A 24,456-nucleotide genomic window follows, 5' to 3' on the forward strand; every position below is an offset into this window, starting at 1 on the left:
TGCCCGAACGCCTCGCCAGGAGACGCCGATGACCTCTGCCTCTATCGATCTTCTGCAAGACATGGTGGTCCGACACCAGGCCTTCTCCGGCCACGGTCGAGGGGAGTGGGCCAGGCGCGTCAACTTCACCAGCAGGCTGGAAGCCGCTACTTCGGCAGTGATGGCCGGATGTCGTGCAGGGATCGACCGAGCGCCGGGCCTCGACAGCAGCACGATCGCCGAGGCGGTCAATGGCTGCTTGACCGAGATCGCTGAGGGTCCCGTGCTGCCGCTCCATGCGCTCGTCCTGCGTTTCTCCCAGGGCTTTCGCGCAGCGGTGGCGGACGGTGACCGGCTGCCCCGCAAGGAGAAGAAGGCCTACAAGAAGGCGCTGGAGGCGGCGGTGGCGGAGTTCGCAGACGTGCTCCGGAGCACCGAGCGAGCCCACGGCTACCACCAGCTGAGCCAGCCCCGCCGATGAGAGCGGCGGCCAAGCAGGTGAGCAAGCCGCGAAGGGAGAAGGAGTCGTACCGCAGCCGGCTGCGGGACCTCGGTTCGAGGCTCTCGGATCGAGAGCAGTACGCGCTCACGGTCGCCGAACGCCGCGCCATCTGGGCGGTCATCCTCTTCGTCTGTGGCATCGTCCTCGTGGGGAGCGCCGCGGCCATCGGGCTGACCCACCATCCGCGCACCTGCGTGGAACGCACCGTCACGAAGACGACGACCTCCGCGGTGAAGGCGCGCCCGGCCAGCCCCGTCGAGAAGACGACCACGAACGAGTGCTCCGAGACGGAGTGGCCCAAGGTGCCGCTGGCCCTCGGCGCACTCGGCGCGCTCTTCCTTGCGCCGGTCGTGCTCCGCCTCCTGCCTCCCGGCGCGAAGTTCGGTCTCGGGACACTTAAGCTCGATGCCGGCCAAGGCACCCCGTTCGAGGCCGCCGAGAAGTCGGTAGCCGCCGAGGGATCGAAGTTGGACGCCATGACGCGCCAGCGTCACGAGGAGAAAATCGGGGCCGGCGACGCGCCCGCCTGAATATCCGCTGCGTCAGCCTCGGCGTGTCTCATGATAACTACAACCATGTCATTGGCAGAACCGGAGGTTACAGTGGTGAGCCGACCGCAGATAGACCAGGCGTCCCTCGCAATGACCGACCGCACCAGCCCCGCGACGTTCCTCACCTTGGCGCGCGCCATCGATCTTCTTGCCGCCTACGGCGAGGGGACCGCCCCTCTGCCCGTCGGCCTCGACCTGCCCTCGCTCACCGGCGATCACCTCGACTACATCGCCACCGCTCCCGGACGCACGGACGTCGCGGTGTGGGCCAGCACCTTCCGTGACACTCGTGCGGACATCCTTGCCATTCGGGCAACTCTCGATCACCACCCGGAGACGGTCACCGTGACGGACGTCGCTGCGGCGATCGAGGTCGCGGAGCGGATGTTTGCCGGACTGGCGACGTGGCTCGACTCGAGCCCCGCGCTTGCCAGCTAGGACGACGAACGCCGGCCGCGGGCTCGTGCCCGCGACCGGCGTCGACCGATGAGACGGATCAGCGACCCACCGGCACCAGCAGCTCGTCGGGCAGCTGACCGGGCGCCACGACCGGTGGCACCGGGCGGCGGCGCGGCCAGGCCCGCTCGCCGAGCAGCACCAGCACCGCGGGCAGGACCACCAGCCGGATCAGCGTCGCGTCGACGAGGATCGCGGCGGCGAGCCCGACGCCCATCATCTTCATCTCCAGCATCGACAGGGTCGCGAAGATCGCGAACACCGACACCATCACCGCCGCGGCGCTGGTGATCACGCCCGCGGTGTCGGAGATCCCGCGGTGCACCGCCTGGCGCACGGGCAGGCCGCTGTCGACCAGCTCGCGCACCCGGCTGAGCACGAACACGTGGTAGTCCATCGACAGCCCGACGAGCACGACCAGCACGAAGACGGGGATCCAGTCGATCACGAAGCCGGGACTGGTGAAGTCGAGCAGGGACTCGCCGACGCCGTGCTGGAAGACGATCGAGAGGATGCCGAAGGCGACCCCGACCGAGGCCAGGTTCAGCACGGTCGAGACCACGCCGAGCAGCACGCTGCGGAAGGCCGCGATCATCATCACCATCGTCAGCAGCAGCACGAAGCCCAGCAGGACCGGCATCCGCTCGCCCTGCTTGTCGGCGTTGTCGAGGGACGCGGCGGCGCCGCCGCCGACCTTCACCTCCGCGCCGCTGCCCGCGAACGCCTGCGGGACCAGGGTGGAGCGCAGGCGCTCGATCGCGGCGGTGGCGCGGTCGTCGGACTCGTCGTACGGCATGCCGAGGTCGATCACGGAGGTCCGGCCGTCGGCCGACGTACGCACGGCGGCGCCGTCGGTGGCGAAGTCGTCGGACCCGCCCGCGGCGGCGGCCAGCCGGTCCAGCCCCGTGCGTGCGGCCCGCTCGCCCACCCCGGTGACCACCACCTGGGCCGAGGTGCCCTCGGCGGGGAAGGCCTTCGTCAGCGCGCGATAGGTCTGCACCGTCGGGATGTCGGCCGGCAGGGTCTCGGCGCTGGCCTGGTGGGTCTTCATCGACAGCGCCGGTACGGCGAGCGCCACGATCCCGACCGTCGCGACCACCAGCGCGGCCACCGGGTGCCGGACGACGGGCCCGAGCAGCCGCCCGCTGATCGCGCCGGTGCGCGCGCGGCCGGTGAGTCGCCACAGCAGCGGCACGCGCGGCCGGTCGACCCAGCGCCCGAGCTTGACCAGCAGCGCCGGCAGCACGGTGATCGAGCCGAGCACGGCGATGGCCACGACCAGGATCGAGCCGGTGGCGAGGGAGTTGAAGGTGACGTCGGTGAGCACGAAGAGCCCCGCCAGGGCGGCGATCACGGCGGCGCCGGAGACCAGGATGGCGTGCCCGGAGGTCTCCGCGGCGATCGCGACGGCGTCCAGCGTCGTCCGGCCGGCGGCGCGCTCCTGGCGCTCGCGCTTGAGGTAGAACAGCGAGTAGTCGACGCCGACGGCCATGCCGATCAGCACGATCATGCTGGTCACGGTCGACTCGGCGGGCACCAGGTGCGAGACCGGCGCGGAGATGCCGATCGTGGCGGCGACGCTGGTCGCGGCGAGCAGCACCGGCAGGCCGGCGGCGATCAGCGCGCCGAAGGCCAGCAGCATCAGCACCAGCGTGATCGGCAGGCTGACGAGCTCCGCGGAGTGCAGGTCCTCGGCGACCCGGTCGTTGACCGCGTCGTCGATGGTGACGTCGCCGGCCTGCGCGAGACGCAGCCCGGGATGGTCGTCCTGGACGGCTGCCGTCACGGCCTCCAGCGGCCCGGCGTCGATCTCGTCGGAGGTCAGCTCGACGGGGACCAGCACCGCGCTGCCGTCGGCGCTGGTGACCGGGTCGCCGACGCCCGAAACCCCCTTCACACCGGTCATCCGGGCCGCGACGTCGGCCGCGGCGGCCTTCGCCTCGGTGGCGTCGAGCGTCCCCGAGCGGGCCGTGACCAGGACGTTCTCGGTGGGCGGGCTGTCGAGGCCGGCGTCGTCGAGCAGCGCCTCGGCGCGGCCGGAGTCGCCGATGCGGTAGTCGGCGTCGGTGACCTGCTCGGTCGGCACGGCCGCGGCCAGGCCGACGGCGACCACGACGAGCAGCAGCCAGGCGCCGATCGCGCGCCACGGATGGGTGGCGCTCCAGCGCGCGGCGCGGGTGGGCAACGCGGAGAGGTGGGACATCGGAGGCTCCTGAGGGGGGTGCGGACGAGGTGTTCCGAGCCTCGCGGCGCGAGCCCCCGCGGTCAGGGGTGGTGCGTCCCGACCGGTGGTGGTGCCTGCACCCCTGCGCGCGGCCGGCGAGCACGACAGGATGGGGCGGTGAGCAGGTGGCCCGAGCACGACGTCGCGGCGCGTGCCGGTCGCTGGGAGGCGACCGGGTACGCCGCTCTCCACGTGCTCCTCCTCGCCCCGCTGGTGGTGGTCCTGGTGCTCACCCTGGTGAGCGCGGCGCTCGTCGTGGTGTGGGTCGGGGTGCTGCTGCTCGCCGGCGTGCTGCCCGTGATGCGGGTGCTCGTGGGGTGGCACCGGACGATGTCCGGGCGGATGCTCGGGGCGCCGGCCACGGCGCCGTACCTCCCCCTGCCGGGCGGGCCGATCGCCAACCTCCAGGTCCGCGCGGCCGACCCGATGACCTGGCGCGACCTGCTCTGGATCCTGTGGGCGGTCACCCTCGGCTTCGTGGTCTCGCTGCTCGCCGTCGTGCTGCTGCTGGGCGTGGTCACCTGGCCCGTGTGGTGGTACGGCGTCGGCCCGCTCATGCGCGCCCGCGCCTGTGTCGACCGCGCCCTGCTCACCGTCGGGCGCACCGAGCACCTGGAGCGCCGGGTGCAGGCGCTGACCGAGTCGCGGGCGGTCGTCGTCGACCACTCCGCCGCGGAGCTGCGCCGGATCGAGCGGGACCTCCACGACGGCCCGCAGGCCCGGCTGGCGGCCGTGTCACTGAGCCTGGGCCTGGCCGACGACCTCTTCGAGACCGACCCGGACGCCGCGCGCCGGCTGGTCAACGACGCCCGCTCGACCTCCTCCACCGCGCTCGGCGAGCTGCGCGACGTGGTTCGGGGCATCCACCCGCCGGTGCTGGCCGACCGCGGGCTCACCGGCGCGGTGTCCGCACTGGCGCTGGACATGGCGCTGCCGGTGGAGCTCGCGCTCGACGTGCCGCGGCGGCTGCCGGCGCCCGTCGAGTCGGCGGTCTACTTCACCGTCGCCGAGTGCCTCGCCAACGCCGGCAAGCACGCGGGCGCGGACCAGACCTGGATCAGCCTGCGCCACGCCGACGGCGTCCTGCGCGGCGAGGTCGGCGACGACGGCCGCGGTGGGGCGGACCCCACGTCCGGGTCCGGGCTGCAGGGTGTCGCCGCCCGCCTGGCGGCGTTCGACGGCATCCTGTCGGTGTCGAGCCCGGCCGGCGGGCCGACCGTCGTGAGCTGGGAGGTCCCGTGCGGGTAGTCCTGGCCGAGGACCACGCGCTGCTGAGGGCCGGCCTGACGCAGCTGCTGGAGGCCAAGGGCTTCACCGTCCTGCACGCCGTCGACAACCTGCCCGCTCTGGAGCGGGCGCTGGAGGACCCGGCGGCGGAGGCGGCCGTGGTCGACGTACGGATGCCGCCGTCGTTCACCGACGAGGGCCTGCGCGCGGCGATCGCCGTGCGGGCGCGGCGGCCGGGCTTCCCCGTCCTCGTGCTGTCGCAGTACGTCGAGCAGCTCTACGCCCGCGAGCTGCTGGCCAGCGGCGAGGGCGCGGTCGGCTACCTGCTCAAGGACCGGGTCTCCGACGTGGCGGAGTTCGTCGACGCGCTGCGCCGGGTCGCGGACGGGGCGACCGTGCTCGACCCGTCCGTGGTCGCCGCGGTGCTGGAGCGCCGCCGGGACTCACCGATCGAGCGGCTCACCGACCGTGAGCGCGAGGTGCTCGCGTTGATGGCGGAGGGCCGGGCCAACGCCGGGATCGCGCAGGCGCTGGTGGTCAGCGAGAAGGCCGTCGCCAAGCACATCAACGGCATCTTCGCCAAGCTCGACCTGCCCGCCGACACCGACGACCACCGCCGGGTCCGCGCGGTCCTGGCCTGGCTGAAGGTCTAGCGGGCCAGCTCGTCGATCAGCATCCGGGCCGACTCCGGGCTCACCGGCAGGCTCTCGCTCCACGCCCGGCACCGGCCCTGGCTGGGCGAGAGCTGCAGGCGCAGGTCGAGGTCGGTGACCACCTGGGCCAGCCGGGGGTGCAGGTCGGGCGAGCGCCGGACCAGTCCGACGAGACGGCGCGCGTTCAGCTCCGCCACCTGCGCGCACTCCGGCAGCCGCTGGCCGAGCAGGTCCGCGGCGGTGGCCTTGCGCAGCGCCTTCTCCATCCGCGAGAAGCCCGCCCGCAGGTCGTCGCGCACCCGCGGCAGGTCGAGCACGACCAGGGCGTGGCTGTGCGCGATGTCGGCGTCGACCAGCCAGCCGTCGCCGGCGGCGCGGTAGAGCGCCGCCACCTGTGACTGCACGTGCTGGATGCTCGGCAGACCGGTGAGCGGGTCCGCGCAGCTCAGGCTGTTGTAGCGCTCCTGCGCGGCCTCGGCCCAGCCCAGCGACACCTGCCGGGTCAGCACCAGGTCAGCGGGCTCGCCGCCGACTGCCCGGCAGGTGTCGTCGAGCTCGGCGAGGCAGACGTCGAGGCCCTCCCCGTCGTGGGCGTACGACGTCCCGAAGGCCCACGACGCGTCCTCCAGCGCCACGCCGTGGATCAGCGCGTCGGCCAGGTCGCGGGCGCGGTGCGGCACCAGCGCGGTCGGGCGCGCGCCGCGTCGTACCGGCCGGAAGAGGGACATCACGCGACCGCCGCGGCGGCACCCACGCCGAGCAGCGCGGCGATCGCCTCGGCGGAGCGGACGCCGGCGGTGCCGTCGCCGAAGGGGTTCGCGATCCGGGCCATCGAGCGGTAGGCGACGGGGTCGTGCAGCAGGCGCAGCGCCTCGCTGACCAGCAGCCGCGGGTCGGTGCCGACGAGCCGCGCGGTGCCGGCCTCGACCGCCTCGGGCCGCTCGGTGCTCTCCCGGACGACGAGGACCGGCTTGTCGAGGCTGGGCGCCTCCTCCTGGATCCCGCCGGAGTCGGTGACGAGCAGGTCGGCGGCGGCGAGCAGCGAGACGAACTGCGGGTAGGGCATCGGTGCGCAGACGGTGATGTCGGGGCAGCGGTCGACGACCTCGCCCACGCTGGCGCGCACCTGCGGGTTGGGGTGCAGCGGCAGGACGACCTTGAGCCCGGGGGAGCGCCGGGTGAGCTCCTCCAGCGCCTCGGCGACCCGGCGCAGCGGCGCGCCGTGCGACTCGCGGCGGTGCAGGGTCGCCACGACCAGCCGCTCGGCGGAGCCGATCGTCGCCTGGACCGCCGCGTCGTCGATCGGGTGGGCACGGTCGCTGGTCTCCAGCAGCGCGTCGATCACGGTGTTGCCGGTGACCACGATCGCCTCGTCGGCGACCCCCTCGGCCAGCAGGTTCCGCCGCGAGAGGGCGGTCGGCGCGAGGTGCAGGTCGGCCATCACGCCGGTCAGGCGGCGGTTCAGCTCCTCCGGGAACGGCGAGAGCAGGTCATGGGTGCGCAGGCCGGCCTCGAGGTGCACGACCGGCACGCCGGCGTACCGGGCCGCGAGGGCGCCGGCCATCGAGGTGGTGGTGTCGCCGTGCACCACGACCGCAGCGGGCCGCAGCCGCTCCAGCTCGGCGCTCAGCGCGACGAGCACCCGGCTGGTCAGCCCGGGCAGGCCCTGGCCGTCCGTCATCACCGCGAGGTCCACGTCCGGCTGCATCCCGAACCAGGCGTGCAGCTCGCCGAGCAGGTCGCGGTGCTGGCCGGTCGAGACCAGCACCGGGCGCAGCCGCGGGTGGGCCTCGAGCGCGCGCCACAGCGGGGCGACCTTCACGGCCTCGGGGCGGGTGCCGTAGACGATCGCGACAGGCAGGCGGGTGGGCGGGTGGTGCACGGGTCCTCCGGGGTCTCGGGTGGTGGGCGGCCTCCCTCCAGCCGCCCACCACCATCCGGACACCCCTCGTGCCGGTTCCTTACGCGGCTCGGCGCATCCCGTGTTGCCGGATCCGGTCCCACCCCGAAGGTAAAGAAATCCAGAACCGCGTAAGGAAATGCCTCCTGCGCCGTCTAGGTCGTGTCGGCTTCGCCGACTCGGCCCGCGCTCCCAGAGGCGCGGGCTCGGGGAACCACCAGCAGTACCGGGGACCAACAGTGGAGCAACGAGACCGAGTGACGGCGCTGCCGTCGCGGCGGGAGCCTGCGCCCGCGCCGGACGGGACGGCCCGTCACCGCGCCGGGGCGGTACGACGCGCGCCCGCCGAGCGTCGTCGGCTCGGCGTGCTCGTGACCGCCGAGCTGGTGCTGACCGCCAGCGTGCTCGTGCTGCTCTACCTCGGCTGGTACCTCGTCGTCGACGACCGGGTCGCCGCCCACCGGCAGACCTCCTCCGCGACCGACCTGGAGCGGGCGTGGGACGCCGCGCCCGCGCCCTCGCCCGTGCCGGAGGCGAGCGCGCCGCGCACCGGCGAGGCGTTCGCGACGATCCGGGTGCCGCGCTTCGGGGCGGACTGGCGCCGGATGGTCGTCGAGGGCACCGACGTCGAGGAGCTGGCGCGCGGGGTCGGTCACTACACCGGGTCCGCGCTGCCCGGGCAGGTCGGCAACTTCGCGGTCGCCGGCCACCGGCTCACCCACGGCAGCGCCTTCACCGAGATCGACCGGCTGCGGGACGGGGACGTGGTCGGCGTACGGACGGCGGGGACGTGGTTCGTCTACCGCGTCACCGGCCACGAGATCGTCGAGCCCCGCCAGGTCGACGTCGTCGCCGCCGTGCCGGGCGAGCCCGGGGTGGCGCCCACCCGCGCGCTGATGACCCTCACCTCGTGCCACCCGCTCTACGGCAGCAGCCAGCGCTACGTCGTGCACGCCGCCCTGGACCGCACCCAGCCGGCCGCCGACGGGGTGCCCGTCGAGCTGCGCGAGGCGGTGCGCTGATGTACGCCTGGCTCTGGCGCCACCTCCCCGGGGGCCGACGCGCCCGCCTCGCCCAGCTGGCGGCGGCCGCGGTCCTCCTCCTGCTCGTGTGCTTCGTGTGGGTCTTCCCCGCGATCAGCACGCTCTCGGAACGCAATGGCGCGACCGTGGGGTCCGCGCCCTCCTCCACCGAAGGAACTGTCCCGTGACCGCTCAGATGGTCGACCCGCTGCAGGACGGCGATCCCGTCCTGCTCAGCCGGGTCCGCGCCGGTGATCCCGACGCCTACGCCCAGCTCTTCGAGCGCCACCGCGGCGCCGCCACCGCCTTCGCCGGCAGCCTCGCCGGCCACAGCCACGCCGACGACCTGGTCGCCGAGGCCTTCGCCAAGGTCCTCGACGCGCTCCAGCGCGACCTCGGCCCGACCGTGTCCTTCCGCTCCTACCTGCTCACCTCGATCCGCAGCATCTGGAGCAACACCGTGCGCACCGAGCGCCGCTACGACCTGGTCGACGACTACGAGACGCTGCCGCCGACCGAGGCGCTGACGTTGAGCGACGACCCGGACCAGCGCTTCGACAACCAGGCCGTCGCGGAGGCCTACCGCAGCCTGCCCGAGCGCTGGCAGGCCGTGCTCTGGTACACCGCCGTCGAGGGCCTCCCGCACCACGAGGTCGCCCTGCACCTGGGCATCAAGGCCAACGCGGTCGCGGCGCTGAGCTTCCGCGCCCGCGAGGGACTGCGCCAGGCCTACCTCTCCGCCCACCTGAGCACCGCCGCCGAGCCGGCCTGCCGGACCTGGGCACCGCTGCTGCCGGCGTACGCCCGCGGCACGCTCGACCGCCGCAAGCGTCCGGGCCTGGTCGCCCATCTCGACGGCTGCTTCGAGTGCGCGCTCGCGCTCGCCGACCTCGACGAGGTCAACAACCGCCTCGGCGCGCTGCTGGTCCCGATCGTGCTGGGCCCTGGCGTGCTCGGCCTGCGGGGCCTGTGGTCCGCGGTCAGTACGACGGGCGCCGCCACCCACGGCGGCGGTGGTCTCCTCTCCGCGGCCAAGACCGGCATCGTCGCCACGGTCGCCGCGGGTGTGGTCGGCGGCGCCGTCGTGCTGCCGATGGTCCTCACCGGCTCCGACGCGCGGCCCGACCAGGCCGCGGCCACCAGCGCGCACGCGGTCGACCCGGCCCCCGCCGAGGTCCTGCGGCAGCACGGCCCGGCACCGGTCCGCCGGCACGCCGTCGGCCCGCGCACGACCCGGACGGCCCCGGCGGCACCGAGCACCCCGGTCGCGCCGAGCACCCCGGTCGCGCCGAGCACCCCAGCGGCGCCGGTGAGCGAGGAGCCGTCGACGAGCATCCCGACCACCCCGACGGCCCCGACCACCCCGGCGCCGACGGCGCCGACGGCGCCGACCACTCCCACGACCCCCACGACGCCGACCACCCCGACGACGCCGACGACCCCCACGACCCCGCCGGGCATCTCGCCGGACGTCGCGATCGCCACGCCGACCGTCGGCACCACGTCCGTCCTGGGCCAGCCGCTGACCCGGCTCACCGTGCCGCTCACCAACGTGCGCACCGGCACCGAGGTGACCGTGGTCCTCACCAACGTGGTCGGCTACCCGGTCAAGGTGGGCAGCGCCGGGTGGCGCTGCCCGGGCCTGATCGGCGGCCTGATCGGCTCGCTCCTCCAGCCCACGACGACGGTCACCTGCACCTGGACCGGCGCCGACACCGCGGCCACCGAGCTCAGCCTCGGGATGCTCACCGACGGCACCTCCGAGGCGACCGTCGGGGTCGCCCAGGTCGCCGGTGTCGTGGACCCGAACCCGGCCAACAACGGCGCGACGGTGACGATCGCCGGATGAGCACGCTCGCGGGACACCCGACCGCGCGCGACGTCCTCGACGGCGTCGCGCGGGCGGACGCCCTGCTCCTGGACCAGCCGCACATCCTGGTGTGCACCGACCGCGGGACCGGCGTGACGACGTACACCGGCCCCTTCCCGACGGGGTACGACGCCCTGGCCGCCCTCGACGAGCACGAGGCCGGCCAGCAGCCGGTCCCCGGCGGCCAGTCGGTGGTGTGCGGCCTCGCGCCGCTGCTGCCGCGCGGTCCCGACGAGACCTGAAGCAAAATCCCCGCCGACTCGCGTAAGCAACGGCGTCCTCGGTTGTCAGGAGAGAGACAGCACGAGAGCAGCGCGAAGCGAGGAACGATGTACAACGGCGGCACGACGGTCACCGGCGCCACGGGAGGCGTCCTGGCGGCGACCGGTTTCGAGGGTGTCGGGTTCCTGCTCCTGGCCCTGGCGGGCGCGATGGCGGGGCTGTTGCTGCTGCGCTACGCGGCGATCGACCTGAGCCAGCGGACCCGCTGACGTGGCGCGGGGAAAGCGCGCGGCCGAGCGGCCGCGCCGGTTCGCGCGCCGTCACCTGGTCGCGCTCGGGCTGCTCACCGTGGCGGTGCTGCTGTTCGCCTTCGCCCGCGAGGTCCGGCTCGGCGAGGCCTGGGTGCAGACCCGGCTGCTCGAGCTCGGCGGGGTCGACGCCCAGCAGATCGGCACCGCGGTGCTGGTCGACATCGACGGTCAGCAGGCCGGGGTGAGCCTCGCGGCCGGCTGCAGCATCGGCCCGTTGCTGGCGATCCTGCTGCTCTGCTGCGCCCCCTTCGTCTGGTACCGCTCGATGCCGGTCGGCCGGGTCGCGGTCTCGGTCGCCCAGCTCGCCGCGGTGCTCGTGCTCGCCAACGAGATCCGGATCGCGGCGATCATCTTGTCGATGCGCGAGTGGGGCTTCGAGCGCGGCTACGACTTCTCGCACGTCTTCCTCGGCAGCGCGATCACCACGGTCGGCTTCGTGCTCGGCGCGATGCTCTTCCTCCGGCTGTTCGTCTCGCGACCCAAGGACGCACTGCGGTGATCCTCGGTTCCGCCGCGGTCGACCTGGCCGCGCTCGTCCTGTGCGTGCTCTTCCTGGCCTACGTCCTCGCGATCCTCGTGCCCTTCCTGCGCCGGCGACCGGAGCCGGCCGGGGACGCGCGCGACCTCGACGTGCACCTGATCCTGCCCTGCCTCGACGAGGAGGTGGTGATCGCGCGCACCGTCGCGCGGCTGCGCCACGACCACCCGACCGCGCACCTGTGGTGCGTGGACGACGACTCCGCGGACGCGACCGGCGCGATCCTCGCCGGGCTGGCCGCGGCCGACGACCACGTCCACCTCGTCAGCCGCCGCGCCCCGGAGGCCCGCCAGGGCAAGGGCGCCGCGCTGAACGCCGCCTGGCGGCTGATCAAGGCGTGGCTGGCCGCCGACGACCCGTCGTACGACGCGACGCGGGTGGTCGTCGGGGTCGTCGACGCCGACGGCCGGCTCGCCCCCGACGCGCTCGACGTGATCGCCGGGCCCGGTGGCTTCGGCGACCCGCGGGTGGGCGCGGTCCAGGTGCAGGTGCGGATGATGAACCGCGGTCTCGCGGGCCGTCCCGACGCCGACGACCCGGCCGCCGACACCCGGCTCGGGCGGCTGCTGGTGAGCCTGCAGGACCTGGAGTTCCGCACCGTCATCGCCGCCATGCAGCACCTGCGGCACCGGATCGGCTCGGCGGGCATGGGCGGCAACGGTCAGTTCACCCGGCTCGTCGTCCTCGACGCGATCGCCGCGGAGAACCAGACGCCGTGGCACGGTGCGCTGCTCGAGGACTTCGAGCTCGGCCTGCACGTGCTCCTCGCCGGCTGGGACAACCGCTACTGCGACGACACCTGGGTCGCCCAGGAGGGCCTGCCCCGGGTGCGTCCGCTGATCCGGCAGCGCGCCCGGTGGGCGCAGGGCGGGATGCAGTGCGCGAAGTACTTCCGGCGCGTCCTGCTCAGCAAGCAGATCTCGACGCCCTCGGCGGTGGAGATCTCCTACTTCCTGATGATCCCGTGGACCCAGCTGGTCGGGACCCTCGTCTACACCGCCTCGACCGCGATCCTCGCCTACTGGGCGCTGATCCACCCGACCGGCGTGACCGGCTGGTTCCTGGAGGGCGCCTGGGGGCTGATCCCGCTCGTCGCGGCCTTCGGCATCGGCCCGCTCGTGGTGTGGGGCCTCGTCTACCGGCTGCGCTGCGAGCCGACCCTGTCGCGCCGGGCCGCCGTCGGCCTCGGTCTCGCGTACTGGGGCTACACCTACCTGATGCTCGCGTCCGTGTGGACCGGCTTCTACCGCGTCCTGCGGTCCCAGCACGGCTGGGCCAAGACCAACCGCGTGCTCGCTCCCAGCACTTCGGCCGTCGTACCCGACGGTCCCTCGATGTCCGGCGCCAGCAGGGCCCCGGCGATCCAGTGAAGGAAAGAAACATGTCCCGTACCCCCGGACTCCGCGGCCTCACCCACGGGTTGCGGATCGTCTCGGCCGCTGCGGCTCTGACCGTGCTCACGGCGGGCACCGCCCAGGCGGCCACCGTGAGCCAGGCCGAGGCCTCCGCGATCCAGATCGCCGCGCTGACGGTGCCGTTCATCCCGGACTCCGACGCCGCCAATGACGGCTCGGTCCCGAAGGTGACCGACTCCCTCGACGGCATCATCCCGCTGTTCCCCGGCGTCAGCCTGACCAACACCGGTGTCTACAACCAGACGGCCGTTGCCCGTGACAACGGCACCTCGGCAGCCTGCGCCGGCATCGTCGGCAACGGCGGCACCCTGTCGGTCGGCAACGACAACACCTGTGTCCCCTCCACCTCGGGCCCGGCGATCGTCAACCTGCCGAGCTTCGCGGTCGCGGGCACCGGCTTCCGGTTCCGGCTCGAGGCGAGCGCGCTCTACTCGTACTGCACCGCCGGCCCGTCCGACGCGAAGACCGGCTTCTCGGCCGGCTCGACCCTGGCGAACGTCACCCTGGTCGCGCAGACGGTCGTCCTCGGCATCCCCGGTCCCGAGGTGAAGATCCCGATCAACGCCAACGGCTCGTTCTCCATCCCGGCGCCGTTCTCGTCGGTCATCAGCCTCGACGTCAACAAGGTCGACACCACCGCCCCGCAGACCTCGGCCACCGCGCTGCACATCGGGATGGGCCCGAACAGCTCGATCGCCTCGATCGACATCGGCAAGTCCGTCTGCGGTGGCAACGCGCTCACCGCGGACGTCCCCAGCCTGCCGCTGACCCCGGCCGGCATCGCGACGGCCGCGGCGACCGCCGCGGTCCTGGGCGGCTCGGTGTACGCCGGCCGCAAGCTGCGCAAGGGCTCGGCCACCGCCGCCTGAGCGCACTCCCGGCGCCCCGGGTGTCCTGACGTCCTCAGGGCACCCGGGGTCCGGCCATACTCGGGGACATGAACCCGGTCGACATCGCCGAGCCGCTCCGCTCGCGCTGGAGCCCCAGCGTCTTCGACGCCGAGCACGAGCTGTCCGCCGCCGAGGTCACCCGGCTCCTGGAGGCCGCGCAGTGGGCGCCCAGCTCGGGCAACCGCCAGCCCTGGCGCTATGTCGTCGCCACCCGCGGCAGCGCCGCCCACCGGGTCCTCGTGCCGCACCTGAGCCGGGGCAACTCCGGCTGGGTGCCGCGCGCCTCGGTCGTCTTCCTCTCGGTGGCCGTGATCGGCCAGGACGGCACCGAGCTCAGCGACCTGCTCGTCCCGCTCCACGACGTCGGCCAGGCCTCCGCGCACCTCACCCTGCAGGCGCGGGCGATGGGCCTGCACGCCCACCAGTTCGGGGGCTTCGACCACCACGCCGTCGCCGCCGGGCTCGGGGTGCCCGCCGACGCCCGCCTCGTCGCCGGCATCGCCGTCGGGGTGCGGGGCAACCCCGCCGAGGTGCCCGAGCGCGACGCCGAGCGCGAGCACCGGGTCCGCTCCCGCCGGCCCCTCGCCGAGACCGCCTACGACGAGCAGTGGGGGTACGCCTGGCCGGGGCTGGTCCCGTCCGGGCCCGAGACCGCATGACCTCGGAGGTCATCGTCACGGACACCTGCGCCGGGTGAGGCTTCGGGCAACCGATCCCCAGCCCTCCCAGGAGGAGACATGACCACTCTCGCCACCACCCCGGCCCCCGCGACCCGGCTCCGTCTCTGGTTCGGCGCCGATGCCGTCGTCACCGGCGCCAACGCGCTGGTCTACCTCGCCGCCGCCGGCCCGCTCGCCGACCTGCTCGGCGGGGAGGCGGCGACCTACCGTGTGCTCGGTGCCTTCCTCGCCCTCTACGCCGCCGGCGTCGCGCTCTACACCCGCGGCAGGCTCGGCCCGGCGGGCGGCTGGACCATCGTCGGCGCCAACGCGGTCTGGGTCGCGGCGTCCCTCGACGTCGCCGTCACCGGCGCCCTCGACCTGGGCACGACCGGACGGGTCTGGGCGCTCGCGCAGGCCCTCGTCGTGGCCGAGCTCGCGCTGCTCCAGGCGCGCGGGCTGCGGCGCCGGTGACACACTGGACGCCATGACCAGCCTCAGCGACTTCACCGCCACCGGCATCGACGGGCAGCAGGTCGACCTGTCGTCGTACGACGGCTCGGTGGTCCTCGTCGTCAACACCGCCTCCAAGTGCGGCTTCACCCCGCAGTACCAGGGCCTCCAGGAGCTCTACGACACCTACGGCGAGCGCGGGTTCACCGTGCTCGGCTTCCCCTGCGACCAGTTCGGTCACCAGGAGCCGGGTGACGAGGACGAGATCGCCACCTTCTGCGAGCGCAACTTCGGCGTCAGCTTCCCGCTGTTCTCGAAGATCGACGTCAACGGCGACGACACCCACCCGCTGTTCGAGTGGCTCAAGAAGGAGCAGGGCGGCCTGCTCGGCGGCAAGATCAAGTGGAACTTCACCAAGTTCCTGGTGGGCCGCGACGGTCAGGTGATCGACCGGTTCGCCCCCACCACCAAGCCCGAGAAGCTCACCTCCGACATCGAGAAGGCCCTCGGCTGAGCGCACCCCCCACGTCGACTTGGGACTTCCCACCCGCGAGTTGGGACTTCCCACCGGCGAGTTGGGACTTCCCACCGTCAATGCACGAGTCCCCCGGCCGAGGTGGCCGGGGGACTCGTGCGTGAAGGGTCGGAAACCCCCACTCGACGGTGGGAGGTCCCCAGTCGACGTCAGACGCCGGCGAGGGCGCGGTCCTGGTCGAGGTCGTTGTCCAGGTCGCCCCGCTCGCCGGGGGCGCGGCGCTCGAGGGACTCACCCTCGACGTCGACGTTCGGCAGGATCCGGTCCAGCCACTTCGGCAGCCACCAGGCCTTCTCGCCGAGCAGGTAGAGCGTGGCGGGGATCAGCACCAGGCGGACGATGAAGGCGTCGAACACGATCGCCGAGGCGAGCGCGAAGCCCATCGACTGCACGATCGGCTCGCTCTGCAGCATGAAGGCCGCGAAGACCGCGATCATGATGGTCGCCGCCGCGGTGACCACGCGGGCGCTGTTGCGGAAGCCGTCGACGACCGCCTCGCGGGTGGTCATGCCGTGCACGTGCGCCTCACGCATCCGGGTCACCAGGAACACCTGGTAGTCCATCGCCAGGCCGAACACCAGGCCGATCAGGAAGATCGGCATGAAGCTCACGATCGGCTGCGGCTCGAAGAGCCCGAAGGTGCCGTTCTGGAAGATCGCGACCGTGGCGCCCAGGGTGGCGAGCACCGAGAGCAGGAAGCCGAGGGTCGCGGTCAGCGGGACCAGGATCGAGCGGAAGACCAGCATCAGCAGCAGGAACGCCAGGCCGATCACGATCGCCAGGTAGATCGGCAGCGCCGAGCTGAGGCGGTCGGAGATGTCGGTCGTGATGGCGGTCAGGCCGGTGATGCCGATCGTCGCGCCGGTGTCGGACTCGATGCCGGCCTGGCCGTCGCGCATCGCCAGCAGCAGGTCCTGGGTGGCGGTCTCGTCCGGGCCGGAGGAGGGCGTCACCTGGATCATCGCGCCGGTGCCGTCGGCGTTCGGGGCGACGAGCTGGGCGTTCTCGACGTCGTCCAGGCCACCGGCCCAGGCGGTCACGTCGGCGAAGGCCTGGCCGCGGTCGGCCTCGGGCACCTCACGGGCGTCCACGACCACCAGGAGCGGGCCCTCGCGGCCGGCGCCGAAGTGCTCGGTCATCAGGTCGGACGCCTTGCGCTGGGTGGTGTCGCTCGCCGCGGTGCTGTCCGTCGGGAACGCCAGGTGCAGGTCCTTGAGCGGCAGGGCGAGGGCGCCGAGGGCGACCACCACGACCGCGGTGAAGGCGAGCGGGTACTTGCCCACGGTGCGAGCCCAGCGCACGCCGTTGTTGAGGACCCGGCCCTCGTCGTCGCGCTTCGGCTCGTAGCGGCGTACCCGTCCGCGGAAGGCCCACGACTTCAGCAGGCCGAGGATGGCCGGCAGCAGGGTCAGCGCGACCAGCACGGCGACGAACACGGTCGCCGCGGCGGCGAGGCCCATCGCGGTGAGGAACGGGATGTTGACCACGGAGAGCGCCGACAGCGCGATGAGCACGGTCAGGCCGGCGAAGACGACGGCCGAGCCGGCGGTGCCGACGGCGAGGCCGATGGCGTGGGCGCGGTCGTCGGTGTGCTGCAGCTCGTTGCGGTAGCGGGCCAGGATGAACAGGGCGTAGTCGATGCCGACCGCGAGGCCGACCATCGAGGCGAGCATGGTCGTGGAGGAGTTGAGGTCCATCAGCGCGGTCATCGCGGTGACCCCGGACAGGCCGATGCCGACGCCGATGACGGCGGTGACCAGCGGCATGCCGGCGGCGATCAGCGCGCCGAAGGTGAGCACCAGCACCACGAGGGCGACGGCGATGCCGATGAGCTCGGAGGTCATGCCCATCTCGGGCTGGGTCTGCGAGCCGGCGCCGTTGTACTCCGCGACCAGACCGTCGTCGCGAGCCTGGTCGAGCACCTTGTCGAGGGCGTCGATGCTCGTCTGCTTCACGTCGGCCGGGCTGTCGACGTCCCAGGAGAACGTGAGGAGGCCGAACCGGCCGCCGTCGGCCACCGGCGAGGTCGCGGCCGCGTTCGCACGGGCCTCGGCGACGTCGCCGCCGGAGTCCTGCGCGCCCTTCACGTAGCGGTCGAGGTCGCTCTTCGCGAGCTCGACCGGGTTGGCCAGCCGGGCGGTCGCGGCCGGGTCGTCCGACATCTGCGGGAGCTTCTTGAGCTCCTGCACCAGGTCGGCGACGACCGGCGCGGTGGTCGCGTCGTCGAGGGTGTGCCCCTCGCGCGCGCCGACCACGATGGTGACGCTGGCGTCGTCGAAGGCGTCACCGGAGTCGGGGAACAGCTCCTTCTGGATCTGCGCCGCCTTCTCGGACGGGATGCCGGGGATGCTGAACTCGTCGTTGAACGGCTTCGCGACGGTGCCGGCGAGGGCACCGACGACGACGGCGAGCAGCAGCCATGCGGAGATGAAGATCGGCCAGCGCCGGTAGGCGGTGGAGCCGAGCTTGTAGAGCAGGCGGGCCATGGTGGAGGTCTCCTGGTGGGAAGGTCCTGTCCGGGGTTCTCCGGGCAGGTGCTGCGTGGGGGAGGGGTGGAGGGAGATCAGGTGAGGATCGTGCGGAGGTCGGCCACCGTCGCGTCGAAGTGCTCGGCGAAGGTGTGCTCGGCGTCGTCCGCGGTGCGCTCGAGGGCGTGGTCGAAGCAGGTCATCAGGGTGCGCAGGAGCAGCCGGACCCGGTCGTCGGGGAAGTCGGCGCCCTCGCGCTGCCGGACACAGTCGCCCAGCAGGGCGGCAGCCATCTCGAAGCGCTCGTGCACCAGCCGGAGCAGGCGCGGGTCGTTCATGACCGCCTCGCGGACGGCCGCGATGTGGTGGTCCGACTCGGCCTTCTCGCGGGTCGCCTCGTGGGCGAGCTCGAGCAGGTCGTCGAAGAGCCGGCCGGTGGGACCGCCCGCGACGAAGGCGTCGAGGCGCTCCTGGTCGACCTCCGGCTCCGGGCCGAGGACCACCTCGGCCTTGCCGTCGAAGTAGTTGAACACGGTGCGGCGCGAGACGTCGGCGGCGACGGCCAGGTCGTCGATGGTCCAGCCGTCGAAGCCCTTGTCCACGGTCAGCCGCACCGCGCACTGCTGGAGACGCAGCGCGGTCTGGTACCGCTTGGCCTCTCGGCGATTGCACAGCTGATCCATGAGTGCATCTTTGCACTCTTTGGTACAACGGTGCAACTTTGTGACGACCGTCACGTGGGTTTCCGCCGGGGTGGGCCTGGATACGATTCGCGGCACCTGCCGGATCCGCCGGCCCCAGTGCTGGAGCATCCGTGACCGTCTTCCTCGTCCTCGGCCTCGTCGGGCTCGCCGTCCTGCTGGTCTCGCTGGTCGCCGGCGACGTCCTCGACGGCCACCTGGACGCGCTCGAGGCCGACTGGATCTCGACCGCCGTCATCGGCGGCTTCGTCTCCGCCTTCGGCTTCGGTGGCGCGATCGCCGACGGTGCGGGCGCGCCGATGGTCGTCAGCCTCGCGGTCGGCACGGGCTCCGGGGTCGTCGTCGGCTGGTTCGCCTCGTGGCTGACCCGGCTGGTCAAGGACGGCCCGAGCGACGGCACCGTCAGCATCGGCGACAGCGTCGGGCGCACCGCCCGCGTGATCACCGCCATCCCCGCCGAGGGCTACGGCGTCGTACGGGTCCTCGTCGGCGGCCACCCCCTCCAGCTCAACGCCAGCGCGCACCTGCCCATCGAGGCCGGTGCCGAGGTCAACGTGACCGGCGTGCTCTCCCCGACCGCGGTCAGCGTGACCGAGGTGTGGCAACCCCCGAACCCCGAGTGAAAGTCGAGTCCATGGATTCTGTGTGGGTGCCGATCGCCGGCATCGTCGTCCTGCTGGTGCTCCTCGTGCTGCTGGTCACCAGCCGCTACAAGGTGGCCGGTCCCAACCAGGCGTTCATCGTCACCGGCCGCAAGGGCAAGGCCGTGGTCAACCCGGAGACGGGCGAGCTGACCACCGACCTGTCCGGGCAGAAGGTCGTGCTCGGCGGCGGTGTCTTCGTGGTGCCCTTCGTGCAGAAGCTCGCCACGATGGACCTGTCCAGCCGCCGGATCTCGGTGCAGATCCGGGGCGCGGTCTCCGGCCAGGGCATCAAGCTCAACCTCGACGGCGTGGCGATCGTCAAGGTCGGCGGCAACGCCGACCAGATCCGGCTCGGCGCGCAGCGCTTCCTCAGCCAGCAGGCGGACATCGAGACCTTCACCCAGGAGGTGCTCGCCGGTGCACTGCGCTCCATCGTGGGTGGCCTGACCGTGGAGCAGATCATCCGCGACCGGGCGGCCTTCGCCCAGCGCGTCGCGGACGAGTCGGAGAGCTCGCTGACCGGCCAGGGCCTGATCCTCGACGCCTTCCAGATCCAGGACGTCACCGACGACGGCACCTACCTCGCCGACCTCGGCCGCCCCGAGGCGGCCCGGGCCAGCCAGGCCGCGCGGATCGCGGAGGCCAACGCCCGGCAGGCCGCCGAGCAGGCGCAGATCGCCGCCGAGCAGGAGATCGCCGTCGCCCAGCGGGCGCTCGCGCTCAAGCAGGCCGAGATCAAGGCCGAGACCGACGCCGCCGCGGCCACCGCCGCCGCATCTGGCCCGCTCGCCCAGGCCGACCGGGACCAGGCGATCCTCACCGAGCAGGAGAAGGTCGCCGTCCGGCAGGCCGCGCTGACCGAGCGCCAGCTGGAGACCCAGGTCCGCAAGCCGGCCGACGCCGAGCGTTACCGCGTCGAGCAGGAGGCCGAGGCGCGCCGTACCGCCGAGATCGCGGCCGCCGACGCCCGCAAGGCCGCCACCATCGCCGCGGCCCAGGCCAAGGCGGAGGAGACCAAGCTCAGCGGTGAGGCCGAGAAGGGCCGCCGTGCCGCGCTCGCCGAGGCCGAGGCAATCGAGGGCATCAAGCGCGGTGAGGCCGAGAAGGGCCGCCGTCTCGCCGAGGCCGACGCGACCCGGGCCGAGGGTGAGGCACAGGCCGCCGCGACCCTGGCGATCGGCCAGGCCGAGGCGGAGGCGATGGACAAGCGCGCCGAGGCGTTCGCCAACTACAACGACGCCGCGGTGCTGCAGATGCTCATCGAGGTGCTCCCGCAGGTGGCCAAGGAGGTCGCCGCGCCGATCGCCGCGATCGACCAGCTCACCGTGCTGTCCACCGATGGCGCGGGCGCGCTGCCCAAGCAGGTCACCGACAACGTCGCGCAGACCCTGCAGATGCTCAAGACCTCGACCGGTCTCGACCTGGAGGGCCTGATCCACAAGTCCGTGCAGCGGGCCGCCTCCACCGACGGCAAGGACGGTACGACGCCCGTCGAGTGACGCATCAGGACCGGCCCGGCCGCACCAACCCGTTGTCGTAGGCGTAGACGATCGCGGCCGGCCGGTCCCGCAGGCCGAGCTTGGTGAAGATCCGTCCGACGTGGCTCTTCACCGTCAGCTCGGAGATCACCAGCTCGTCGGCGATCTCGCCGTTGCTGCGGCCCAGCGCGATGGCCTGCAGCACCTCCAGCTCGCGCGCCGTCAGCGGGTCGACGGCGGAGCGGGCGGGCGCGGGCGCCGGGCCGGTGCGGAACTGCTGCAGCACCCGGCCGGTCACCGACGGGTCGAGCCAGTGCCCGCCGTCGGCGACCGTGCGGACCGCGCGGATCAGGTCGTCGGCCGAGGAGTCCTTGAGCAGGAACCCAGCGGCGCCGGCGCGCAGTGCGCCCGAGAGCATCTCGTCGTCGTCGAAGGTCGTCAGCACCAGCACCGGCAGCCCGTCGCCGCGGGCCAGGATGTCCGCCGTGGCGGTGATCCCGTCCACGGTGCGCATCCGCAGGTCCATCACCACGACGTCGACGCCGCGGTCCTCCCCGGACGACAGCCCGTCCAGGGTCGCGGGCACCTCGCTGCCGTCGCCGCACTCGGCGACGATCTCGAAGCCGTCGCGCCGGCGCAGGATCCGGCGCAGCCCCGAGCGCACCAGCTCCTGGTCGTCGACCAGCACCACCCGGACCTCGCTCATGCCAGCCCCGACCTCCACAGCGTGCGCCCGCAGGGCAGCTCGACCCCCGACCGGGTCCGTACGTCGACCGCCCAGCCCTCCTCGTCCGGGCCGGCCTCCAAGGTCGCGCCCAGCTGGGCCGCGCGGGCCTGCATCCCGGCGAGCCCGGATCCCAGCCCGTCGCCGCGCGGGCGGCCGGCCGGCAGCGGGTTGGTGATCCGCAGGTGCGCGCCGCTGCCGTTGACCCGCAGCCGCACCCGGGCGTGCGCGTCGGTGCCGCCGTGGCGCGCCACGTTGGCGAGCGACTCCTGCACGATCCGGTAGAGACCGAGGCCGGTGGCGGCGGGCAGCGAGCCCGGGTCGCCCTGCTCGTCGTACTCCACCGCGAGGCCGGCACCGCTCATCTCCCGCACCAGGGCGGCGATGTCGCCACCGCCGGGCAGCGCGTGCCGGTCGGCGCTGCCGTCCGCCATCGCACTGACCGTACGACGGATGTCGGCCATCGCCCGGCGCCCCACCTGCTCGGCGTCGGACAGCGCGGCGTCCACCTCGGCGACGGCGTCCGCGGTCTCCTGCGGGTCCGCGGACGCGGTGACGTCCCGCAGCGCCCGCCGCGCCCCGGTGACCTGCAGCAGGGAGATGCTCAGCGAGTGGGCCACGAGGTCGTGGATCTCGCGGGCGATCCGCTCCCGCTCGGCCGTGGTCGCCTGGTCCCAGGCGCGTTCGCGGGCCGCCCGCTCTGCGACCAGGGCCCGCATCTGCCACAGCAGCATCGCGCCGACGACGAACCCGAGCACCAGCTCCAGGGTGTGCACCGGCGCACCGGTGAGACCAGGCCCGAGCGTCGCACCGACGACCACCGCCCCACCGATCACGGCGACGGCGAGGCCCTCGCGCAGGCCGTCGCGGGCGGTGATCTCCGCCGTCGCGAGGGCGAGCAGCGCCGGCGCCAGGTCGACGGCACCCTCGACCGGCCGCGTGAGCAGGAGCACCGCGGCCAGCACCGGGCCGAGGATGTCGATCCACCAGGGCAGCCAGGCCCGGGTGCGGAACTGGACGACCGGCGGCGCGAGCACCAGCAGCACGCAGAGCAGCAACGGGTCCAGCGGCCACAGCGCGTCCCGGGCCCAGAGCGAGCCGACCACCGCGACGAGCTGGCCGAACGTGCACACGGCCGGCACCCACCAGGGGTAGAGGATCCCGTGGTGGTCGAGGTTCGCCTCGATCCCGGACCGCAGCCAGCGCAGCATGACAACAGCGTAGGGAGCCGCGCGCCGCCGGTCATCCCGCCGCGGCAGCACCGCACCCTCCTCCCTGGGTAGGAGGCCGGTTGCCTGCCGTCGGCCGATGTCCGGGTCCGGGCGCGCGACGTAGCGTCGGGCCATGACCTGGAACGAGACGCACCGGCGCTGGCAGGCACTGCGCGCCATCGAGGAGCAGCTCGCGGCGTCCGAGTCCGCCGAGCTGCCGTGGAGCGAGGAGCACGCGCTGGTCTTCGGCGACCGCGCCGGCCTCGTCGCCGCCCTGCGCTACCGGTGGGAGCTCACCGTCAACGCACAGCTCGACACCCACCTGCCCGAGCGCGAGCTCGACGAGCACCGGCAGCGGCTGGCCCGCCGGGCCCGCGGTGTGCTCCGGGTGCTGGAGGCGGAGGACGCCCGTGCCGTCGCCTGAGGCCGTACGGCGCCTGGCCGGCACGCCGCGCTCGTTCACCGCGTGGGCGCTGGCCCACGGCCTGCAGCGGGCGGTCATCCGGCGCGGCGCGCGCAAGGGCGACCTGATCGGCCGGATGGTGGTGGAGCCCGGGCTGCGGGAGGACCCCTTCCCGGCGTACGAGGAGCTGCGGGCGCAGGGGCCGATCGCGGCCAACCCGTACATCTCGGCCAGCGTCGACCATGCGGTCTGCAACGAGGTGCTGCGCAGCGACGCCTTCGGCACGGCCGGTGGCCAGGGCGAGCTGCCGAAGCCGCTGCAGCGGCTGCACCACTGGGCGATCCAGGACGACACCCTCGGTCCGGTCGACCCGCCGTCGATGCTGGCGGTCGACCCGCCCCTGCACACGCGCTACCGCAAGCAGGTCGCGCGGGCGTTCACCGCGCGCAAGGTCGGCCGGATGGGCGACCGGGTCGAGCAGGTCGCGAGCGCGCTGCTCGACGACCTCGACGGGGCCACCGGCTTCGACCTGGTGGAGCGCTACGCCTCGCAGCTGCCGGTGACCGTGATCGCCGACCTGCTCGGCGTCCGTGAGCAGGACCGCCCGCGCCTGCTGACGCTCGGCAACGAGGCCGCGATCACCCTCGACCCGGGGCTGAGCTGGAAGGACTACCGCCGCGCGGAGGACGCGCTGCGCGAGCTGCACACCTGGTTCCGCGGGCACGTCGAGGACCTGCGCGCGCACCCCGGGGACGACCTGCTGAGCCAGCTCGCGCTCGACGACGGCCCGGACCGGCTCAGCCCGGTCGAGCTGCACCAGGTCGGCCTGCTCGTGCTTGCGGCCGGCTTCGAGACCACGGTCAACCTGATCTCCAACGCCGTCGTGCTGCTCGACCAGCACCCCGAGCAGGTGCGCTGGCTGCGGGACAACCCCGACGGCTGGGGCAACGCGGTCGACGAGGTGCTGCGCCACCAGTCGCCGGTCCAGATGACTCTGCGGGTCGCGCTGCGCGAGACCGAGGTCGCGGGCAAGACCTTCGCGCCCGGGCACGGCATCCTGGTCTACCTCGGCGGGGCCAACCGCGACCCGGCGGTGTTCCCCGACCCGGACGCCTTCGACGTCACGCGGGCCAACGCCGACCAGCACGTCGCCTTCTCCGCCGGCGTGCACTACTGCCTGGGCGCGAGCCTGGCCCGGCTGGAGGCGGCGGTGGCACTGCGCTCCCTCTACGAGCGCTTCCCCGACCTCACCGTCAGCGGCACGCCGCAGCGGCGCCCCACCCGGGTGCTGCGCGGCTACGAGTGGCTGCCGGTCAGCACCCGGGCCTCGGTGAGCGCCTGACCCAGACCTCGCGGCCGGCCCGTCGACGCCGACGAATGCTCGGGAACCATCGGTACCTCCCACCGACCTCCGACGCCC

The 24,456-nt window shown here is 73.3% G+C and carries 27 protein-coding genes; 20 read left to right on the forward strand and 7 right to left on the reverse strand.

The annotated features are described in order from the left end of the window. Nucleotides 1–28 precede the first annotated feature (28 nt). The 3 genes from MRBLML1_RS05440 (at nucleotide 29) to MRBLML1_RS05450 (ending at nucleotide 1,470) form a co-directional block, all read left to right on the forward strand. Nucleotides 29–460: a hypothetical protein gene (locus MRBLML1_RS05440; RefSeq protein WP_364512478.1), complete on the forward strand. Its 432-nt coding sequence runs from the start codon at nucleotides 29–31 to the stop codon at nucleotides 458–460. A gap of 17 nt (nucleotides 461–477) precedes the next feature. After that, nucleotides 478–1,011, forward strand: coding sequence for a hypothetical protein (locus MRBLML1_RS05445; RefSeq protein WP_364512480.1), 534 nt, complete (start codon nucleotides 478–480; stop codon nucleotides 1,009–1,011). Nucleotides 1,012–1,122: 111 nt separating this feature from the next. Then, entirely contained in the window at nucleotides 1,123–1,470 is a 348-nt protein-coding gene (locus MRBLML1_RS05450; protein WP_364512483.1) for a hypothetical protein, read from the forward strand. Nucleotides 1,471–1,528: 58 nt separating this feature from the next. On the opposite strand, the gene MRBLML1_RS05455 is transcribed toward MRBLML1_RS05450, so the two are convergent. Continuing rightward, nucleotides 1,529–3,691, reverse strand: a complete 2,163-nt coding sequence (locus MRBLML1_RS05455; protein WP_364512486.1) for an MMPL family transporter — start codon at nucleotides 3,689–3,691, stop codon at nucleotides 1,529–1,531. A 138-nt stretch (nucleotides 3,692–3,829) separates the two neighbouring features. On the opposite strand from MRBLML1_RS05455, the gene MRBLML1_RS05460 reads away from it, so the two are divergent. Both MRBLML1_RS05460 and MRBLML1_RS05465 read left to right on the forward strand, forming a co-directional pair. Then, entirely contained in the window at nucleotides 3,830–4,960 is a 1,131-nt protein-coding gene (locus MRBLML1_RS05460) for a sensor histidine kinase (protein WP_364512489.1), read from the forward strand. Then, on the forward strand, nucleotides 4,951–5,592 hold the full coding sequence (locus MRBLML1_RS05465) for a response regulator transcription factor (RefSeq protein WP_364512491.1): 642 nt from the start codon (nucleotides 4,951–4,953) through the stop codon (nucleotides 5,590–5,592). Before MRBLML1_RS05460 ends, MRBLML1_RS05465 begins: the two co-directional genes overlap by 10 nt. On the opposite strand, the gene MRBLML1_RS05470 is transcribed toward MRBLML1_RS05465, so the two are convergent. Then, nucleotides 5,589–6,320, reverse strand: coding sequence for a hypothetical protein (locus tag MRBLML1_RS05470; protein ID WP_364512494.1), 732 nt, complete (start codon nucleotides 6,318–6,320; stop codon nucleotides 5,589–5,591). The genes MRBLML1_RS05465 and MRBLML1_RS05470 overlap by 4 nt on opposite strands. Beyond that, nucleotides 6,320–7,474: a non-hydrolyzing UDP-N-acetylglucosamine 2-epimerase gene (gene wecB / locus MRBLML1_RS05475; protein ID WP_364512496.1), complete on the reverse strand. Its 1,155-nt coding sequence runs from the start codon at nucleotides 7,472–7,474 to the stop codon at nucleotides 6,320–6,322. The genes MRBLML1_RS05470 and wecB overlap by 1 nt, the downstream gene beginning before the upstream one ends. A 275-nt stretch (nucleotides 7,475–7,749) precedes the next feature. Here wecB and MRBLML1_RS05480 point away from each other — a divergent pair, with 275 nt between their 5' ends. From MRBLML1_RS05480 to MRBLML1_RS05530, 11 genes are all read left to right on the forward strand, one after another. After that, nucleotides 7,750–8,514, forward strand: coding sequence for a class E sortase (locus tag MRBLML1_RS05480; protein WP_364512499.1), 765 nt, complete (start codon nucleotides 7,750–7,752; stop codon nucleotides 8,512–8,514). Beyond that, entirely contained in the window at nucleotides 8,514–8,702 is a 189-nt protein-coding gene (locus tag MRBLML1_RS05485) for a hypothetical protein (protein WP_364512502.1), read from the forward strand. Before MRBLML1_RS05480 ends, MRBLML1_RS05485 begins: the two co-directional genes overlap by 1 nt. Then, nucleotides 8,699–10,363 carry a sigma-70 family RNA polymerase sigma factor gene (locus MRBLML1_RS05490; protein WP_364512504.1) on the forward strand — a complete coding sequence of 555 codons (1,665 nt, stop codon included), beginning with the start codon at nucleotides 8,699–8,701 and terminating at the stop codon, nucleotides 10,361–10,363. The genes MRBLML1_RS05485 and MRBLML1_RS05490 overlap by 4 nt, the downstream gene beginning before the upstream one ends. Further along, nucleotides 10,360–10,626 carry a hypothetical protein gene (locus MRBLML1_RS05495; protein ID WP_364512507.1) on the forward strand — a complete coding sequence of 89 codons (267 nt, stop codon included), beginning with the start codon at nucleotides 10,360–10,362 and terminating at the stop codon, nucleotides 10,624–10,626. Before MRBLML1_RS05490 ends, MRBLML1_RS05495 begins: the two co-directional genes overlap by 4 nt. A gap of 87 nt (nucleotides 10,627–10,713) precedes the next feature. Beyond that, nucleotides 10,714–10,875 carry a hypothetical protein gene (locus MRBLML1_RS05500; protein ID WP_364512509.1) on the forward strand — a complete coding sequence of 54 codons (162 nt, stop codon included), beginning with the start codon at nucleotides 10,714–10,716 and terminating at the stop codon, nucleotides 10,873–10,875. Between the two features lies 1 nt (nucleotide 10,876). Next, nucleotides 10,877–11,416 carry an archaeosortase/exosortase family protein gene (locus tag MRBLML1_RS05505; RefSeq protein ID WP_364512512.1) on the forward strand — a complete coding sequence of 180 codons (540 nt, stop codon included), beginning with the start codon at nucleotides 10,877–10,879 and terminating at the stop codon, nucleotides 11,414–11,416. Next, complete coding sequence (locus MRBLML1_RS05510; protein WP_364512514.1) at nucleotides 11,413–12,825, forward strand: glycosyltransferase family 2 protein; 1,413 nt, start codon at nucleotides 11,413–11,415, stop codon at nucleotides 12,823–12,825. The genes MRBLML1_RS05505 and MRBLML1_RS05510 overlap by 4 nt, the downstream gene beginning before the upstream one ends. Nucleotides 12,826–12,836: 11 nt before the next feature. Then, nucleotides 12,837–13,739: a hypothetical protein gene (locus MRBLML1_RS05515; RefSeq protein ID WP_364512517.1), complete on the forward strand. Its 903-nt coding sequence runs from the start codon at nucleotides 12,837–12,839 to the stop codon at nucleotides 13,737–13,739. 68 nt (nucleotides 13,740–13,807) lie between these two features. Further along, nucleotides 13,808–14,419, forward strand: a complete 612-nt coding sequence (locus MRBLML1_RS05520) for a nitroreductase family protein (protein WP_364512520.1) — start codon at nucleotides 13,808–13,810, stop codon at nucleotides 14,417–14,419. 78 nt (nucleotides 14,420–14,497) lie between these two features. Continuing rightward, nucleotides 14,498–14,893, forward strand: coding sequence for a hypothetical protein (locus MRBLML1_RS05525; RefSeq protein WP_364512522.1), 396 nt, complete (start codon nucleotides 14,498–14,500; stop codon nucleotides 14,891–14,893). 13 nt (nucleotides 14,894–14,906) lie between these two features. Then, entirely contained in the window at nucleotides 14,907–15,386 is a 480-nt protein-coding gene (locus MRBLML1_RS05530) for a glutathione peroxidase (protein WP_364512525.1), read from the forward strand. Nucleotides 15,387–15,556: 170 nt separating this feature from the next. Here MRBLML1_RS05530 and MRBLML1_RS05535 read toward each other — a convergent pair whose 3' ends face one another. Beyond that, nucleotides 15,557–17,893 carry an MMPL family transporter gene (locus MRBLML1_RS05535; protein WP_364512528.1) on the reverse strand — a complete coding sequence of 779 codons (2,337 nt, stop codon included), beginning with the start codon at nucleotides 17,891–17,893 and terminating at the stop codon, nucleotides 15,557–15,559. Nucleotides 17,894–17,970: 77 nt separating this feature from the next. Beyond that, nucleotides 17,971–18,558, reverse strand: a complete 588-nt coding sequence (locus MRBLML1_RS05540; protein WP_364512531.1) for a TetR/AcrR family transcriptional regulator — start codon at nucleotides 18,556–18,558, stop codon at nucleotides 17,971–17,973. Nucleotides 18,559–18,689: 131 nt separating this feature from the next. On the opposite strand from MRBLML1_RS05540, the gene MRBLML1_RS05545 reads away from it, so the two are divergent. Further along, the gene (locus MRBLML1_RS05545) at nucleotides 18,690–19,199 is read left to right on the forward strand and encodes a hypothetical protein (RefSeq protein WP_364512534.1); all 510 of its coding nucleotides are present in this window, start codon (nucleotides 18,690–18,692) and stop codon (nucleotides 19,197–19,199) included. Between the two features lie 11 nt (nucleotides 19,200–19,210). Beyond that, a complete protein-coding gene (locus MRBLML1_RS05550; RefSeq protein WP_364512537.1) occupies nucleotides 19,211–20,719 on the forward strand; it encodes a flotillin family protein in 1,509 nt (502 codons plus the stop codon). Nucleotides 20,720–20,723: 4 nt separating this feature from the next. Here the strand turns inward: MRBLML1_RS05550 and MRBLML1_RS05555 are convergent, their stop codons facing one another. Then, nucleotides 20,724–21,404: a response regulator transcription factor gene (locus tag MRBLML1_RS05555; RefSeq protein WP_364512540.1), complete on the reverse strand. Its 681-nt coding sequence runs from the start codon at nucleotides 21,402–21,404 to the stop codon at nucleotides 20,724–20,726. Continuing rightward, nucleotides 21,401–22,633 carry a sensor histidine kinase gene (locus MRBLML1_RS05560; protein ID WP_364512543.1) on the reverse strand — a complete coding sequence of 411 codons (1,233 nt, stop codon included), beginning with the start codon at nucleotides 22,631–22,633 and terminating at the stop codon, nucleotides 21,401–21,403. Before MRBLML1_RS05560 ends, MRBLML1_RS05555 begins: the two co-directional genes overlap by 4 nt. Nucleotides 22,634–22,766: 133 nt before the next feature. On the opposite strand from MRBLML1_RS05560, the gene MRBLML1_RS05565 reads away from it, so the two are divergent. Together MRBLML1_RS05565 and MRBLML1_RS05570 are read left to right on the forward strand one after the other, a co-directional pair. Next, on the forward strand, nucleotides 22,767–23,057 hold the full coding sequence (locus MRBLML1_RS05565; RefSeq protein ID WP_364512546.1) for a hypothetical protein: 291 nt from the start codon (nucleotides 22,767–22,769) through the stop codon (nucleotides 23,055–23,057). Continuing rightward, nucleotides 23,044–24,378: a cytochrome P450 gene (locus MRBLML1_RS05570; protein WP_364512549.1), complete on the forward strand. Its 1,335-nt coding sequence runs from the start codon at nucleotides 23,044–23,046 to the stop codon at nucleotides 24,376–24,378. The genes MRBLML1_RS05565 and MRBLML1_RS05570 overlap by 14 nt, the downstream gene beginning before the upstream one ends. Nucleotides 24,379–24,456 lie beyond the last annotated feature (78 nt).

The organism is Nocardioides sp. LML1-1-1.1 (genome assembly GCF_040676175.1).
Classification (GTDB): Bacteria; Actinomycetota; Actinomycetes; order Propionibacteriales; family Nocardioidaceae; genus Nocardioides.